The sequence below is a fragment of the Salibacter sp. genome, from assembly GCF_031581065.1.
GTDB lineage: Bacteria > Bacteroidota > Bacteroidia > Flavobacteriales_G > Salibacteraceae > Salibacter.
Genome location: NZ_JAVLBN010000020.1, coordinates 1 through 14,666, shown reverse-complemented (window position 1 = coordinate 14,666; position 14,666 = coordinate 1). Strand labels below are relative to the sequence as shown.

Annotated in this window: 17 protein-coding genes; 7 read left to right on the top strand and 10 right to left on the bottom strand. The window is 38.5% G+C overall.

Going from position 1 to position 14,666, the window contains the following annotated elements; translation table 11 throughout:
• The first annotated feature begins 67 nt into the window (after positions 1 to 67).
• Entirely contained in the window at positions 68 to 655 is a 588-nt protein-coding gene (locus RI557_RS06565; protein WP_310667669.1) for a sigma-70 family RNA polymerase sigma factor, read from the top strand.
• A 95-nt stretch (positions 656 to 750) separates the two neighbouring features.
• Positions 751 to 951 (top strand): hypothetical protein, encoded by a 201-nt coding sequence (locus RI557_RS06560; RefSeq protein ID WP_151167109.1) that lies wholly within the window; start codon positions 751 to 753, stop codon positions 949 to 951.
• A 31-nt stretch (positions 952 to 982) separates the two neighbouring features.
• Here RI557_RS06560 and gpmI read toward each other — a convergent pair whose 3' ends face one another.
• Positions 983 to 2,506, bottom strand: a complete 1,524-nt coding sequence (gpmI, locus tag RI557_RS06555) for a 2,3-bisphosphoglycerate-independent phosphoglycerate mutase (protein ID WP_310667670.1) — start codon at positions 2,504 to 2,506, stop codon at positions 983 to 985.
• Positions 2,507 to 2,645: 139 nt separating this feature from the next.
• On the opposite strand from gpmI, the gene RI557_RS06550 reads away from it, so the two are divergent.
• Positions 2,646 to 3,122 (top strand): DUF2452 domain-containing protein, encoded by a 477-nt coding sequence (locus RI557_RS06550; protein ID WP_310667671.1) that lies wholly within the window; start codon positions 2,646 to 2,648, stop codon positions 3,120 to 3,122.
• Here RI557_RS06550 and RI557_RS06545 read toward each other — a convergent pair.
• From RI557_RS06545 to proC, 5 genes are all read right to left on the bottom strand, one after another.
• Positions 3,113 to 3,718 (bottom strand): hypothetical protein, encoded by a 606-nt coding sequence (locus tag RI557_RS06545; RefSeq protein WP_310682829.1) that lies wholly within the window; start codon positions 3,716 to 3,718, stop codon positions 3,113 to 3,115. The two genes, RI557_RS06550 and RI557_RS06545, sit on opposite strands and share 10 nt — an antisense overlap.
• Before the next feature lies 1 nt (position 3,719).
• Positions 3,720 to 4,523 (bottom strand): metallophosphoesterase, encoded by an 804-nt coding sequence (locus RI557_RS06540; RefSeq protein ID WP_310667673.1) that lies wholly within the window; start codon positions 4,521 to 4,523, stop codon positions 3,720 to 3,722.
• Between the two features lie 273 nt (positions 4,524 to 4,796).
• Entirely contained in the window at positions 4,797 to 5,996 is a 1,200-nt protein-coding gene (locus tag RI557_RS06535) for a glutamate-5-semialdehyde dehydrogenase (RefSeq protein WP_310682827.1), read from the bottom strand.
• Positions 5,997 to 6,063: 67 nt separating this feature from the next.
• Positions 6,064 to 6,861, bottom strand: coding sequence for a glutamate 5-kinase (gene proB / locus RI557_RS06530; RefSeq protein ID WP_310667675.1), 798 nt, complete (start codon positions 6,859 to 6,861; stop codon positions 6,064 to 6,066).
• A 19-nt stretch (positions 6,862 to 6,880) separates the two neighbouring features.
• Positions 6,881 to 7,699, bottom strand: a complete 819-nt coding sequence (gene proC / locus RI557_RS06525) for a pyrroline-5-carboxylate reductase (protein WP_310667676.1) — start codon at positions 7,697 to 7,699, stop codon at positions 6,881 to 6,883.
• A 412-nt stretch (positions 7,700 to 8,111) separates the two neighbouring features.
• On the opposite strand from proC, the gene RI557_RS06520 reads away from it, so the two are divergent.
• The 3 genes from RI557_RS06520 to mscL are packed head-to-tail and all read left to right on the top strand — an operon-like array spanning position 8,112 to position 11,091.
• A complete protein-coding gene (locus RI557_RS06520; RefSeq protein WP_310667677.1) occupies positions 8,112 to 9,230 on the top strand; it encodes a c-type cytochrome in 1,119 nt (372 codons plus the stop codon).
• A gap of 10 nt (positions 9,231 to 9,240) precedes the next feature.
• Entirely contained in the window at positions 9,241 to 10,611 is a 1,371-nt protein-coding gene (locus tag RI557_RS06515; RefSeq protein ID WP_310682825.1) for an OprD family outer membrane porin, read from the top strand.
• 51 nt (positions 10,612 to 10,662) lie between these two features.
• On the top strand, positions 10,663 to 11,091 hold the full coding sequence (mscL, locus tag RI557_RS06510) for a large-conductance mechanosensitive channel protein MscL (protein ID WP_310682823.1): 429 nt from the start codon (positions 10,663 to 10,665) through the stop codon (positions 11,089 to 11,091).
• Here mscL and RI557_RS06505 read toward each other — a convergent pair.
• The 3 genes from RI557_RS06505 to RI557_RS06495 are packed head-to-tail and all read right to left on the bottom strand — an operon-like array spanning position 11,083 to position 13,603.
• On the bottom strand, positions 11,083 to 12,810 hold the full coding sequence (locus tag RI557_RS06505; RefSeq protein WP_310667679.1) for a PspC domain-containing protein: 1,728 nt from the start codon (positions 12,808 to 12,810) through the stop codon (positions 11,083 to 11,085). The two genes, mscL and RI557_RS06505, sit on opposite strands and share 9 nt — an antisense overlap.
• Positions 12,811 to 12,816: 6 nt before the next feature.
• The gene (locus tag RI557_RS06500; RefSeq protein WP_151167119.1) at positions 12,817 to 13,146 is read right to left on the bottom strand and encodes a PadR family transcriptional regulator; all 330 of its coding nucleotides are present in this window, start codon (positions 13,144 to 13,146) and stop codon (positions 12,817 to 12,819) included.
• A gap of 4 nt (positions 13,147 to 13,150) precedes the next feature.
• Entirely contained in the window at positions 13,151 to 13,603 is a 453-nt protein-coding gene (locus tag RI557_RS06495) for a hypothetical protein (protein WP_310682821.1), read from the bottom strand.
• Between the two features lie 179 nt (positions 13,604 to 13,782).
• Here RI557_RS06495 and RI557_RS06490 point away from each other — a divergent pair, with 179 nt between their 5' ends.
• Entirely contained in the window at positions 13,783 to 14,394 is a 612-nt protein-coding gene (locus RI557_RS06490; protein WP_310667681.1) for a hypothetical protein, read from the top strand.
• Positions 14,395 to 14,430: 36 nt separating this feature from the next.
• On the opposite strand, the gene RI557_RS06485 is transcribed toward RI557_RS06490, so the two are convergent.
• Positions 14,431 to 14,666 (bottom strand): hypothetical protein (locus RI557_RS06485; RefSeq protein ID WP_310682819.1); only part of this gene is annotated, 236 nt, incomplete at its 5' end.

Below are 14,666 nucleotides of genomic sequence, written 5' to 3'. Positions count from 1 at the left end.
TAAAGCCTATAGCAGCATTTTTACTCTTCAAGAATTTAAGTGATTAATTGAAAAAGAGGAGGTAATTATGCTTTGTGCTAATGTAAGCGACAAGGAACTCGTAAAACAGTATTTGCGAGGAAAAGAAGAGGCTTTAGAAATTCTCATCACCCGACATAAAGAACGCGTTTTTACTTACATTGTATCTTTGGTTAAAGATCGCCAACTAGCTGATGATATTTTCCAGGAAGTATTTATCAAGGTTGTGAATACTTTAAAAAGAGGTAAATACAATGAGGAAGGGAAGTTCCTTCCATGGGTAATGCGTATTTCTCATAATCTTGTGATTGACAACTTTAGAGCACTCAAGCGTAACCCAACGATTGACGGTGGAGGTGATTTTGATATTTTTGATTTGATCAAGCGCGAAGACCCAAATGCTGAAGATCAGCTCGTTTGGGAGCAGATCACGGGAGATCTCAAGGAAATCATTGAAGAACTACCTGAAGAACAACGAGAGGTTTTAAAGATGAGACATTACGGTCAAATGAGTTTCAAAGAAATTGCTGAAGAAACTGATGTGAGTATCAATACAGCTCTGGGTCGTATGCGTTATGCGCTTATCAATATGCGTAAAACCATAGAAGAGCGAAGGGTAGATTTGCTCAAGTACTGATTGTAAATGCGCTTTTTTTTAATTGCGTACAATAAGTTGAACACGGGTGCCGTTATGTGGGAAATGAACCCAAAAAAAGTAAACATATCGTGCCTATGGAGCAACAGTTACCCTTTGAAAATGCTCACGATGAGCCTAAACACAAACAATTACTCGATGAAGTAAACAATGAAATTTACGAGCAGTATAAGAGCACACCGAGTAACAATACAGTTCAAAACATTTTGAATTACTCTAAATCACTCAAAGTTGAAAAAAGTAAACACGTTGGTGATTTAGCTTACAACATGAATTAGATAGAAAAAGCCCCGAATTCAGGGGCTTTTTTTATATCAGTTGATTTCCAGTCATTTCAACAGGAATATCGATTTCCATTCTCTTTAAAATAGTTGGTGCAAGATCACCTAACTTTCCGTGCCTGAGATCAATTTTTTGGTCAGATCCTGTGACGAAAATACACGGTACCGGATTCGTTGTATGCGCTGTATTTGGTGAACCATCATCATTGATCATACAGTCGCTGTTTCCGTGATCGGCAATGATGAAAAACTCATAACCGTGCTTGAGACCGGTTTCCACAACTTGTTTTACTGATTGGTCAACCGTTTCGCAGGCTTTTACTGCTGCTTCAAAAACACCGGTGTGCCCAACCATATCTGGATTGGCAAAGTTGAGACAAACAAAATCTGGCCATTCATTTTCGAGTTCAGCTGTGATTTTAGCGGTTACTTCAGGAGCGCTCATCTCCGGCTGTAAGTCGTATGTCGCTACTTTTGGCGAGTTGACCATAATTCGCTTTTCATTTTCAAAAGGCTCTTCCCGTCCTCCTGAAAAGAAGAATGTTACGTGCGGGTATTTTTCAGTTTCTGCAATTCTTATTTGTTTCTTTCCTGCCTTAGCAATTACCTCTCCGATTGTGTTCTTCAGGTTATCCTTCTCAAAAATAACGTGTACATTTTTAAAAGTATCATCATAGCGTGTCATCGTGCAGTAATAGAGGTCGAGCTTTTTCATTTCCTGTTCAGGAAAGTCCTGTTGAGTGAGAGCCATTGAAATTTGTCGGCCGCGATCGGTTCTAAAGTTGAAGTTGATCACCACATCACCATCGCTGATGGTTGCCACAGGCTCGTGATCTTCGTTTTGCAGCACAATTGGTTTGATAAACTCATCGGTTACGTCATTATCATAACTCGCTTTGATGCCTTCAACGGCACTTTCAAATTTGGCACCTTTGCCGTGAACCATTGCATCGTAAGCCAGCTTGATTCGCTCCCAGCGTTTATCGCGATCCATTGCGTAATAGCGGCCAACGATTGAAGCGATTTTTGCGGGTGTTTTACTGATGTCTTTCTCCAGCTTTTCAATAAAACTTTTTCCACTGTGCGGATCACAATCGCGTCCATCAGTAAAGGCATGTATATAAATGTTCTCGAGTCCGGTTTTAGCTGCTTCTTTGGTCAAACCCACAAGGTGGTTCATGTGAGAGTGTACTCCGCCATCTGATACCAGCCCGATGAAATGCAGGTTTTTACCGCTTTCTTTAGCGTGTTGGAATGCGGCTTGCAAAACCTGGTTCTGACCGATAGAGCCGTCATCAACAGCTTTGTTGATTTTGACCAGATCCTGATATACCACACGACCAGCACCTAAATTCATGTGTCCCACTTCAGAGTTTCCCATTTGTCCATCAGGCAAACCTACGGCCATTCCAGATGTTTCTAGCGTGTTGTGTGGGTATTTGTCATAAAGTGAGTCGATAAATGGGGTATTGGCTTTGTCGATTGCCGATACGTTTTTATCATTAGCTATTCCCCATCCGTCAAGGATCATGAGAACTACGCGATTGTTCATGGTGCTTATTTTTTACAAAGGTATAACCTGAATTTTAATAGTGGGATTTATCATAGACTAATGAACGATTCTCGTGTGTGTATGTTAGTGTTTTGTAATTTTGTTTGAATTTTTAGTTGTTTTGCGTTTAACATAGTGTATGACAAAGAAGAAAGACGATAAAGATCTGGGAAAGGAATCAAAAACACCTATTGACCCTGATAAAGTAGCTGAAAATCCAGGATTGTTGCCTTATGCCAGCAATGTTGGTGCTGTTTCGATCAGACCTGAGGATAAGGGTAAAATCGTGGGCAGGGCGATGTCGAGCATGGCTGATCAAACGAATCGTCAAATGGATCAATTAAAAGGGCAAATTGAAACGCTTGCCGGACAGGCAAAACAGCTACAAAATCGCGTTGAAATTAGCCAACAGATTTACGATGCTGATATCAACTTTGAACCTGTCCCGGGTAAAGTATATTTCCTCTATCAAAAGAAAGATGAGTCGATGTTGTTATCGATGATAGCACCAAATGAATGGGGGAAGAAAAAACCTTTTGAGAGCTTTGTGGCTTCTGTACAATTACTTTCAGATCACACCTGGGAGGTGATTGAATACAGTGATGATCAAAAGTAGATCCTGAATCCTGCACCCAGCGTTAGCAATTCCATGTATGAAAGCTCCATGTAGTTTTCATTAGCTGAGTAGTTGTATAAATCTAAATCCCAAATGCTGGTTTCAAAATACACTCCCGCTTCTTTAAAGAATTTGGTGTCAAATGATCTGCTGATTTCTATTTGGTAGAATGTACCAAATCGCATGGCTGTTGTCCACCAGTAATAACCTCTTTCGTATTGACCGGGGTTGTTGTATTTGTTGTATCGCTCACCATATGTGTAGTTCATTGCAATTCCAAGTGAAGCAGGATAGAGGTGGGTTTTGTCATCTATGTTAATTTTCCAGGGAGTAAAACGAAGTTTTAAGGCTGAGCTGTAAATTGGTTTGAGGAATTCATTTTCAGGAACAACCCCAAATGAGTACTCAAGGTGTATTTTCTCTTTGTAGAGGTTCCAGTTAGGACCAATTGAAATCATTCCAATGTTCCCGGCAAACTGCCCCTGAGCTCCGGTTGGAATGAGCTTTTTTAGAAATGGTGAGCTGGATGAGTCCTGTGCTCTGACCGTTATGGATAAACAGAGTAAAATAAGTAGTATGTATTGTTGTTTTCTCATTTTACTCATTCACAAATCTGTGAGTGAATTGATCTTCCCAAATCTTTAAAATAATGAATTCACCGTTTTTAGGACTGGAGGTATTTAAAAAAGGTACGCTACCCATCATTGAAGGTGTGAAGACGTAGTTGTGATTGTGTCCGTTTATGCTGATGAGTGTTTTGGGGTATTTGTTTATAGTGTTGTAATAATCATCTCTGAGAGCAGGATTGAAATCATCATTGTTGAAAGGTACATGGTTGACGATTATAGCTTGCTTGTATGATGAGGTATCAGCTAACTGCTTATCTAACCAGGAAATGTCTGGAACGTTTGGTGAAAAGTTGAATTCCCTTGCGTTTGTATTGAGGTAGATGAATTTATACCCTTTAAACATAAAGGTGAAGTCGTAAGGACCGTACATTTCGCGAAATACTTTACTCCCGTTTCCAATTAAATCGTGGTTTCCAATTACCGTAATGTATGGAGCATTGAGTTGTTTTAATACATCGTGAATGAGTTTGTATTCTTTTTGCGTTCCAAAATCCACAAGATCGCCCGTGTGGATAATAAAATCTATATCTCTAATTTGGTTAATTCTATCAACTGCTTTGGATGCACCTTCATAAAACCTTTGCGAATCACCAATGAGTGCTAGTTTTATTGTGTCAGATCCAGAGTTGCGAAGCTGGTTGATGTTTTGTTGGTTGATATTCATGTATTCATCGCTGAGGTCAACCTGGTAATGATTGTATTCAAACTTATCACAGGATTGCATAAACAGCGATGTTGCAAAAAGCAGGTAGAGTATTTTATTAGCTTTCATCAACCAGATTTTGTAGTATTTACGTACTTAAAACGCAATTGGTTGAGAAGGTAATAAGGTTAAAGGTAATTTAGTTCTGATTTAACATTTTAGAGGTTGAAATAAAAGAGGGTGTATCAATACCGAAAAATGATAGATTTTTCGGTATTAAAAGGCAATTCATTAAAATTTAAAAATCTGATTTAGGAGTATTTACATTTTACTCTATAATGAATTTTAAACTTTAATACGCCTTTTGATACACCCTCTGTATTAAAGCTGATTAACAGCAAATTATTTTCTAATTTGTCCAGTACCCAATACGTAGTATTTATTCGTTACCAACTGTTTGAGTCCAAGTGGACCACGGTGGTGGAGCTTGTCAGTACTGATAGCTAACTCAGCTCCAACTCCCATTTGACCACCATCAGTAAAACGTGTTGATGCGTTTTGGTAAACAGCAGCACTATCTATTTGCTCCATAAATTTAAGAGCATCATCGTTGTTTTCAGTTAAAATGATGTTCGAGTGACCACCTGAATAGCGGTTGATTGTTTCAATTGCATCATCTAATCCATCAACTGAATCAAATGCAGCTTTCATTGCGAGGAATTCTTCATACCAAACGTTTTCATCTTTGATCTCATTCTTGGTATCGAGTTTGTCGATCACTTTGCTGCTGGCGACAATTTCAACACCTGCATTTGAAAGCTCAGACTCAATTTTCCTCAGTGTTCCTTCAAAATCTGGATGATTCTTGTCAACCAGGATTTTATCAAGCGCATTACAACCTGATATTTTATCAGTTTTAGCGTTGACGATAACCGGAATTACCTTGTCCATATCAGCATCAGGTGCTACATAAGCAAAGTTGTTTCCGCGGCCGCTGATAAGAACCGCACATTTTGCGTGCTCTTTGACAAAGTTGATCAACTTTTCTCCTCCTCGCGGTACAATGAGGTCTAGTGGTTGATCAGGATTGCGCAAGAACTCCTGGGTTGTGGCGCGATCCATTTTGAGGTACTGGATCCAATCTTCTTCAAGACCATGATCTTTCAATGCCTTGTGCCAGCATTTTACGAGTTCCTCATTACTCTTGTGTGCTTCTTTACCACCTTTGAGTAGAATTTTATTGTTTGCTTTAAACGCGAGAACAGCAGCCTCAATTGTAACATCAGGTCGAGACTCGTAAATAATCATGATGGTTCCGAAAGGAGCCGTTTTATTCGTGATTTTGAGTCCGTTCTCGAGTGTATCATCGCTGATGATTTTACCAACAGGATCGTTTTGTTCTTTGACTTCACGAACGGCTCTTATCATGTCATCAACTTTTGCTGAATCAACAACAAGCCTGTCATAAAGTGCCTGATCATCACGATCAAATGCATCGAGGTCTTTTTTGTTAGCTGCAATGATGGCTTCTTTATCCTCTTTCATATAGTCCATCATCGACTGAAGTACTGCATTCTTCTTTTCTTCGCTTAAAAGCTTCATGTATTGAATTGATTTTAATTCGAAAATCTTTTTCGGTCAGATCCGATTTTCGGTTCTGACCATCACATTACTCTTCATCTTCCTGAAAGATGCGAGTTCCAACATCTTTGCCGTGTACGATATCCATAATGATATCTGGAGTTTTACCATTGGCAATAAATGTTGTGATGTCTTTGGCAGCCGTTTTCTTGGCTACATTTAGTTTAGACTCCATACCTCCTCGGCCTTCACCTTCTTTTTTATTAGAGGATTGTACGAATTGTTCAACTTTTTGATCAGTTGAAACCTGAGCGATCAATGAAGAGTCATCGTGATCAGGGTGACCATCATACAAGCCATCAGTATCGGTAAGGAGAATGAGCATATCGGCATTGATCAATTCTGCCACAAGACTTGCCAATTCGTCATTATCAGTAAACATAGACATGGATAATGAAACGGCATCATCTTCATTGGCAATTGGAACTATTCCCTGGCTCATGAGTCCTTCGTAACAGTTGATCATATTTTCGCGATGCTTGCCGGGGTCAAAATCCCGTTTTGTTGCCAGTACCTGTGCACAACGCATTCCGTAGTCGTGGAACATGCTGTAGTAATGGCGCATCATGCGCGGTTGACCAACTGCAGAATAAACCTGCCTGCGAACGGTGTCATCCTCTATATTATTGGTGTCTAAAACTTCTTTACCTGCAATTACAGATCCTGAAGAAATGAGGACAGTAATAACATCTTCCTCGTACAGCCTGGCGATTTGATCAACCAGTCTTTTGAGGATTGGACCAACGATTCGGTTATCTTTATTAACCATTACGTTAGTTCCTACTTTTACAACAACTCTTTTTTTGTATTGCTTATCAGAATCCATCACTATATGTGCGCGTTAATTAACTGTTTTCGTTTTGTTCTTTACCGAGTTCAACTGCGCGATTGAACGCGGCATATGCTGCTTCTTCAACAAGATCTTTGATATTGTTGTCCTCCATTGAATCAAGTGCTGCACGGGTAGTACCACCTTTTGATGCAACGCGATTCATCCAGGAAGCGGGACTTAGATCTGATTTGTTGAATAGTTCTACAGCTCCTTCAAATGTTTGACTTACCAGCACTTTTGAATCGTGTTCTGAGAAGCCCATTTTGCGCGCTGCATCCATCATACTCTGCATGAAATAGAATACGTATGCAGGGCCACTACCTGAAATACCTGTTGATGCATCAACATCGTTTTCCGTATCTAAACGAACTGAGCGTCCTGTTGTATCAAGTAATTTCTCAACTGTTGAAAGCTCAAGCCTGGATACTTCTTCTGATGCTGTAAAAGATGTCAATCCTTTACCAACTTGAGCAGGTAGGTTTGGCATTGCGCGTACTACTTTTTTAATACCGAGCCCATCTTTCATGCTTTGAATTGTTACGCCTGCCATGATGGAGATCGCGAGTTGATCTTTGGTCATCATTGGCTTTAATTCTTTGAACAATTCTTCAGCGTGATATGGTTTAACCGCAATAAAGATGATATCTGCAATTGGAAGGCAATCTTCCAATTTGGTGTAAACATCAAAGCGGCTTACTTTTTTGAGTTCTTCTGTTTTTTCCGGACTTGTATCCGAAATCATCAGATTAGTTTTTTGGAGAAATTCTGATTTTACGAGGGCTTTAGCGTAAGCTAAACCCATATTTCCTGCTCCAATTACAAGTACTTTCATGAATGAAAATTTTCAGCTTAAAATTAATTAATTTTTCGTTTATACAGCCGCAAGGTTTGTGCATTTTGTAGAATATTGAGAGTGTTTATCGGTTAATGGTTTGATGGCGGAGATGCTTAGTACTCTGTTAAACAGCGATTAAACTCTTTTTTCTTTAACTCAAATAAAAGAATAGTAGACTGGCTGTCATATTGTTTGATTGTGCGTCATATAGTCTGAATGCTGCAAATGCGTCATACTTTAGATCGAAGTGTTGAATAATTTCTACACAATTCTAACCTTTAATAAATGAAATGTTCACTTTAAAAGGTGAAAAGTTGTGATGATAGTTTATCATATAGTCAGTCATGAGTGATATATGTTACTGTAAGCAATATGATGATTAGGCAATTTTGCACCAAATCAAATTTTAATGGGAAATTCAAAGAATTCTAATACTGGAGTAGTTAATGCATTATTGAAGTCGATATCAAAAATGACGCGACTTGTTGTGTTGTTGATCATCGCAGTGGTAGTGCTTTTTTTAATCCTGATTTTTGACAATAAGCCGCTTTTTACGATTGACTTTGAGAGTACTGTAGTTGAAAATACGGAGACTGATATTAACGATAAAACTTCTCAGTCAGATCCACAGAAAGCTGACTTTTTTGCATCTGTCAAAAACCCGCTAGAACGGCTTGACAATAAAAATGATTTAGAAGCCGAATACATCAAATACGGTTATCGATTAGTAAAAGAAACATACAAACATATTGGTCCTGCAAGTGATGATCCATCAAAGGTTTATACCGGGAATAATTTAGCATGTGAAAACTGTCATCTAGATGCAGGACAAAAGAAATATTCAGCTCCGTATATTGGTGTTACAGGTAGGTTCCCTCAATATAGAGGTAGAGAGAATAAAATCGGCACTATTGAAGAACGAATAAACGGTTGCATGGAACGAAGTATGAACGGAAAAAAATTACCTATTGATAGCAAAGAAATGAGATCTTATGTAGCTTACATGAATTGGCTATCAGAAGGTGTACCTTCAGGTATGGAAATAGAGGGTAAAGGATTCACAAAAATCGATATACCTAATAGAAAAGTTGACCTCAAAAACGGTCAAAAAATATATAAAATGCGTTGTGCGAGTTGTCACCAACCTGATGGACAGGGACTGAAAGCAGGAGATGAATATACTTATCCTCCTCTCTGGGGTGATGATAGCTACAATCATGGTGCTGGAATGAATAGAGTTTTGACTGCAGCGCAGTTTATTAAAGGGAATATGCCTTTGGGCGCTACATACGAAAACCCTATCTTGTCAGATGAAGAGGCTTACGATGTTGCCGGCTATATTAATTCTCATAAAAGACCCAAAAAAGCAAATACTCAAAAAGATTATCCTGATTTGAAAAGGAAACCGGTATCTGCACCATATGGTCCGTGGGCTGATGATTTTAATGCAGAACAACATAAATACGGTCCTTTTCAGGAAATAATAAAGTTTTATAAAGAAAAATACGACATAACTAAATCGAAATAAATCCACTTTTATGCGAATATCATTATTGGCAGTTTTCACACTTTTACTTTCTCAACTATTGATTTCACAAGAAGCTTCGACTTTACGTGAGGCCTTTTTGGACAGTGAAGTGAACGGCTATTTTCGTTCTTTTTATTCCTATTCAGATAATGATGAGGGCTTAAAAGATTTCAGTGCACTGGGAGTAGGAGGTAAGCTGGGTTTTGAGACAAAACGATACAAAAACTTTAGTGTTGGAGCCTACTACTACAGCACTTTCAACACGAATATTACTGACCTCACTAAACCAGATCCTGCTACGGGTAAACTAAGTAGATATGAGCTTGGGTTATTCGATATACATAATCCCTCTGAACGAGAAGTTAGTTATTTGGGTGAACTGTTTATCTCTTATAAAAACAAAGGGCATTTTTTTAAAATTGGAAGGCAATCAATAAGATCACCGCTTCTTAATATACAAGATGGAAGAATGATTCCTACATTACATCAAGGAATAACTTACAAAAACACTTCTTTTGATCATCACAAGTTTTCTTCTGGTATAATCAATGCAGTTGCAGCCAGATCATCAAATGGTTATAAAGCCGTTAACGAGTGTTTTGGTGTTTATTCACAAGGACTAAAACCATCAGGCGGGGTATCTGATTATCGCAATCACACACAATCTAATTATTTAGCCTTTTTCAATTGGAGCGGTCTTTATCAAAATATGAAAATTCACTTTTGGGACTATTATATCGATAATGTAAGTAATACAGCTATGCTTACTTCATTATTTGAGCTTGGTTCTGATAGTTCCACTTACAAACCATATATAGGTGCACAGTTTATTCGCCAGGACAGAATCAATTATGGAGGTAATAAAGATCCCGATAAACGGTATTTTGATCAGGACGAGAGTATTACTTACGGTGCTAAAATTGGTTTAAAACGAGGTGACTATTCACTAACACTCAATGCCAATCACATCACTGATCAGGGAAGGTTTTTGTTCCCTCGCTCTTGGGGAATTGAAACAGGTTTATTCACCTTTCAAAGGCGCGAACGTACTGAGGGAATGCGCGATGCTTCAAATATCATGATTCAACTGGCAGGTATGCATCAATTCAAGTGGGGAGGAAAAGTTAATTTTGACGCAGCATATGGAAGATACTATCGGTCAGAACCTAATGACCCTCTACGAAATAAGTACGGTTTTCCCTCACACGATCAAATGACTTTCAATATTGGTTATCATTTTTCCGGTTATCTTGACGGACTCAATTTACAGTTATTTGTTTTGCACAAACCCAATAGAGGAAATACTTACGATAATCCGAACTTCATCCTCCACAAAGTTGACATGACTGTTTACAATGCGGTTGTAAACTATGTCTTTTAATTTTTATTGAGTTCCCTTTCCTCGTTATTTTTGAGGATAAAATGGAACATCTTGAAAATCTATAAAGAGTTTAAGGAGTTTGCCATTAAAGGCAATATGTTTGATATGGCGGTTGGTATCATAATCGGAACCGCTTTTAGTAAGGTTGTTTCATCCCTGGTTCAGGATATCATTATGCCGCCAATTGGTGTATTGTTGGGGAAAGTAAACTTTGAAAACCTCGTAATAATCCTGCAACCTCAAAAACTGAATGCATCGGGTAAAATGATTCAGGAGCAGGTTGTACTGCAATATGGTTCATTCATTCAATTAACAATTGATTTTCTTGTCATTGCATTTGCGATGTTTGTAGTGATCAAGGTTTTTAACAGAATTCGTAAGAAAGCTGAAAACGAGAAGGATAAAAGTGAAGCAACCCCAAAAAATGTGGAGTTGCTTTCTGAGATTAGAGATTTATTAAAAGAGAGTAAATCAGATTAAGTCAAACAAATTAGGAAAATGAAGAGAGGTGAACTTCATGCTCACCTCCTCTTTGTCAGATTTTGGGTTTGTTGAGTCAGCATCCTGTAAATCAGGAGAAGAAGATTCAACTTTTTTCTCTTTCTCAAAATCCCTGCTCCAAAGTCCTTTATCGGTCATCGTCCAGTAATGGCCAATCATTTTATCGTCATAAGTATTCGATACATTGGGGATATCGTCCAGTAAACTCCTCAATCCATTTTCAAAATAGATTGTTTTCCCTTTAGGTATATAAAGCTCAATATCAACCTGTTGTTTTCTCCATTGATCATCTCTCGGGAACCTGAGCATTTCGCTGAGAAACAACCCGCTACCATTTTGATAATATTCATAATTGATTTCACCGGCTCTTTTTTGCGCCTCCTCAATTGTACCTCCGTTTGACGCTTTTATGAATTCCACTCTAAAAACAGAATCACTAGATCTGTGAACGTGCAGGTCGATATCACCCAAATAAACATGATGATCATCCAGATTAAAAGGATAATTTGAACTTATAGATCCGGTGTTTATATTCACCTTTGATTTTAATTGGTTATCGGTCAGAGCCAAAATCAACGTATCACCAACATTCTGGCTAATGGTGAAGTCCTCTGTGACTTCTGCATGACTTCTGAAATCACCGCCTGTTGATAGCCCTGCATAAATTGTGAGCAACATTCCCAGAATAAAAGCTCCCAGAGATCCCCATGCAACTTCTTTCTTGATCGATCTCTTGGTGAGTAGAATCCAACCTACCATCGTGAGAACCAGGATTGGTATTCCGGCCACTAAAATAGTTCCCGTTATAGCCGAAAAGTAATCAAATCCATTGCTGAATAAGAGAGAGCGCAACTCACTGCCGGCAATTGTAGAAAATTCATCAGCATCGCCAAACATGATGGGGCTGAAGTTGGCTCCCAGTATTCCCATAATAAACGCAAACAACCCAACTGAACCACCAATTAGTAATAATACTCCCAACACCTTACCTAAAGCATTGAAGAACAACTTGAGGATTCGGATTAAAAACTGGCCGAGGTTTTCGAAAAATTGCCCAACTTTTCCTCCAAAATCCTTTTCTGATGCACTATCGCGAAAAGAGTTGAACTTCTCATTAACGTTTTGAAAACCTTCTTCAACCTCTTTCCCGATTGTATTAAAATTTACGGGTTCCCCCTTCATCTCTAGTTTTTCAGCAGATGTGCGCGCTTTTGGAATGATAATCCACAATAAAATGTAAAGCAACAGCCCAAAACCGTAAATGACAAAAGCTAAACCAAGAATCAGTCTTAACCAAATTGGGCTAATACCAAAGTAGTGACTGATACCTGCACAAACTCCGCCAATGACTCTACTATCAGGGTCGCGGAATAGTCGTTTTTTTGTTTTGCGCGTCTGGCTCTGACCGTGTAATTCTTCCTGGGCTTGTTCTTCGGGATCAATGAAATCTTCTGGCTGACCCATTGTCGCGATGACTTCATCGATGTCATTATTCGTTACAACTTCACGCGTTTTGCCCAGTTTATCCTGCAACATTTCAGCTATGCGCGACTCGATGTCGGTCATGATTTCATCTCTTCCGTCAGAAGCGCTGAAATAGCCTTTTATCTTGTTGAGGTAGCGATTCAGCGTTTGGTAGGCATCCTCATCTATGCTAAAAACGATGCCGCCTAAATTGATTGAGAGTGTTTTTTTCATAGTTTGTTATTTTTTTGACGATGCACTTGAAACGGCTGCATCTAACTCTTTCCAGGTATTTTGTAGTTCTGATAAAAATTTCTCACCAAGCGCGGTGAGTTTGTAATATTTGCGTGGCGGACCACTCTTTGATTCTTCCCAGCGATAACTCAATACGCCTGCATTCTTGAGGCGTGTGAGCAGCGGGTAAAGAGTTCCCTCCACTACTATTAGTTTTGATTTTTTTAGCTCGTCAATAATCTCAGAAGGGTAGAGCTCGTTGTGTTTCAGTAGAGATAGAATACACAACTCGAGCACACCTTTCCGCATTTGAGCTTTTGTATTTTCAATTTTCATGGGCTTATTCTTCTTTTTCAATCGTGAGATCACCATTGATGATCATCACAATTCCACTTCCGTCATCATCCAATCCGATTATGGCAATTTGTGTAATATTTTTTCTTTTCCTGTCAGTGAGTATGTAAGGGTCGTCATCTTCATGCTCAGCTTTTTCGCGAATGAGGTTAAACTCTTTTTCAACAGCTTTGATTTTTTTCTCAGGATTGAATTTTTCTTCAAAATCACCATCACCTATAATGGTCAGATCCACAGACTTGATATCGCCTTTTAAGCGTTCCATTTCATCGCGGATTTCCGTTTCTACGTCAATTTCATTGAGCTCATCACTCTCGTAGCTGAAAGAGAGTTTAGTTCCGTATTCGCCCAGTACTTTGACGATATCGGTAGTGCTGATTTGCGCAACAGTTGCCAGGCTGCTAAGTAGTGCCACTATTGATAAGAGAAGTGTTTTCATCGTGTTTTCAGTTTTATTTCGCAGCAAACTTATAATTAAAATAGTACTTTGCAAAACATAGTACTAAAATTATGAAAGTACTATTTGTTTAATTTATTTTAAATCAACGTGTTGGTGTATTTTGATTTGCTTAACGAATAATAATGGCTTAGTTTAGAGTAAAATAAACCCTCAATATTATGCATTACCGAATCATCGTCTTTTTCGCTTTTTTAATTAGTTCTGTCTCATCTGGTGCTCAAATTGATTCTGCAGTAAAAGAAATGCGGTGGAAAATCACTACGTTGTTGATGCAGGATAGGGATTGGTATAATGATAAAATATCTCCGTCATTTTTGAGTGGAGTTGGAGTCAAGTACAGAACAAAATACTTAACGCTAAGAGCCGGTTTCGAACATTACGGCTATCACGAAAATGATAACGAGACTCGGTTCAAAATTGGTGTAGAAAAAGGAATTCTCATTTTAAATAGGATAAGACCTTATCTTGCTGCAGAAGCTTATGGGGTCTACAAGCATTCTGATATACTTGATCTTAACTATAGAGCTGATAGTTACAGATATGAAGAGACAGAAATAGGGGTTGGCGGGATGTATTCGTTGGGAATTGAGGGCATTATTTCAAAGTACATTTCACTTTCAGTAGAAACAAGGCTTTTGCATCAGTCAGTAAAAAGAGAGTATAAAAACACGAATTTAACAAGTGGATATGTTAGTGAAAGATCAGGTTATAAAAACAATAGATTAGTTGAATCACTAGGAATGGTTTGCCTGGAGATTCGGTTGCCATAATATACAAACAAGGCTATTTGTTGATCCTCCATTTTATTATTCAAATGGGTGATTTTTAGTGAAAGTTGTATCCTCGGTAGTTACTGTTATGTCAATGCTTCCATCTCCATAGCCATTGAGCATGCACTCGGCATTGCAGTCGTTTTCTTGTGATTCAAATGTGTTTTCCCAGTTGCCGGATTTTATATGTCGCCACCCATATGCATTATTTGTGCTCCAAAAGAAACCTGTTTTCTTATCGGTATTATTGGAATTTACAACAACAGTCATAT

Excerpts from the sequence above, each read along its gene's own strand:
- RI557_RS06565 (WP_310667669.1), top strand. The coding sequence starts at position 68 with ATGCTTTGTGCTAATGTAAGCGACAAGGAACTCGTAAAACAGTATTTG.
- RI557_RS06560 (WP_151167109.1), top strand. The coding sequence starts at position 751 with ATGGAGCAACAGTTACCCTTTGAAAATGCTCACGATGAGCCTAAACAC.
- gpmI (WP_310667670.1), bottom strand. The coding sequence starts at position 2,506 with ATGAACAATCGCGTAGTTCTCATGATCCTTGACGGATGGGGAATAGCT.
- RI557_RS06550 (WP_310667671.1), top strand. The coding sequence starts at position 2,646 with ATGACAAAGAAGAAAGACGATAAAGATCTGGGAAAGGAATCAAAAACA.
- RI557_RS06545 (WP_310682829.1), bottom strand. The coding sequence starts at position 3,718 with ATGAGAAAACAACAATACATACTACTTATTTTACTCTGTTTATCCATA.
- RI557_RS06540 (WP_310667673.1), bottom strand. The coding sequence starts at position 4,523 with ATGAAAGCTAATAAAATACTCTACCTGCTTTTTGCAACATCGCTGTTT.
- RI557_RS06535 (WP_310682827.1), bottom strand. The coding sequence starts at position 5,996 with ATGAAGCTTTTAAGCGAAGAAAAGAAGAATGCAGTACTTCAGTCGATG.
- proB (WP_310667675.1), bottom strand. The coding sequence starts at position 6,861 with ATGGATTCTGATAAGCAATACAAAAAAAGAGTTGTTGTAAAAGTAGGA.
- proC (WP_310667676.1), bottom strand. The coding sequence starts at position 7,699 with ATGAAAGTACTTGTAATTGGAGCAGGAAATATGGGTTTAGCTTACGCT.
- RI557_RS06520 (WP_310667677.1), top strand. The coding sequence starts at position 8,112 with ATGGGAAATTCAAAGAATTCTAATACTGGAGTAGTTAATGCATTATTG.
- RI557_RS06515 (WP_310682825.1), top strand. The coding sequence starts at position 9,241 with ATGCGAATATCATTATTGGCAGTTTTCACACTTTTACTTTCTCAACTA.
- RI557_RS06505 (WP_310667679.1), bottom strand. The coding sequence starts at position 12,810 with ATGAAAAAAACACTCTCAATCAATTTAGGCGGCATCGTTTTTAGCATA.
- RI557_RS06500 (WP_151167119.1), bottom strand. The coding sequence starts at position 13,146 with ATGAAAATTGAAAATACAAAAGCTCAAATGCGGAAAGGTGTGCTCGAG.
- RI557_RS06495 (WP_310682821.1), bottom strand. The coding sequence starts at position 13,603 with ATGAAAACACTTCTCTTATCAATAGTGGCACTACTTAGCAGCCTGGCA.
- RI557_RS06490 (WP_310667681.1), top strand. The coding sequence starts at position 13,783 with ATGCATTACCGAATCATCGTCTTTTTCGCTTTTTTAATTAGTTCTGTC.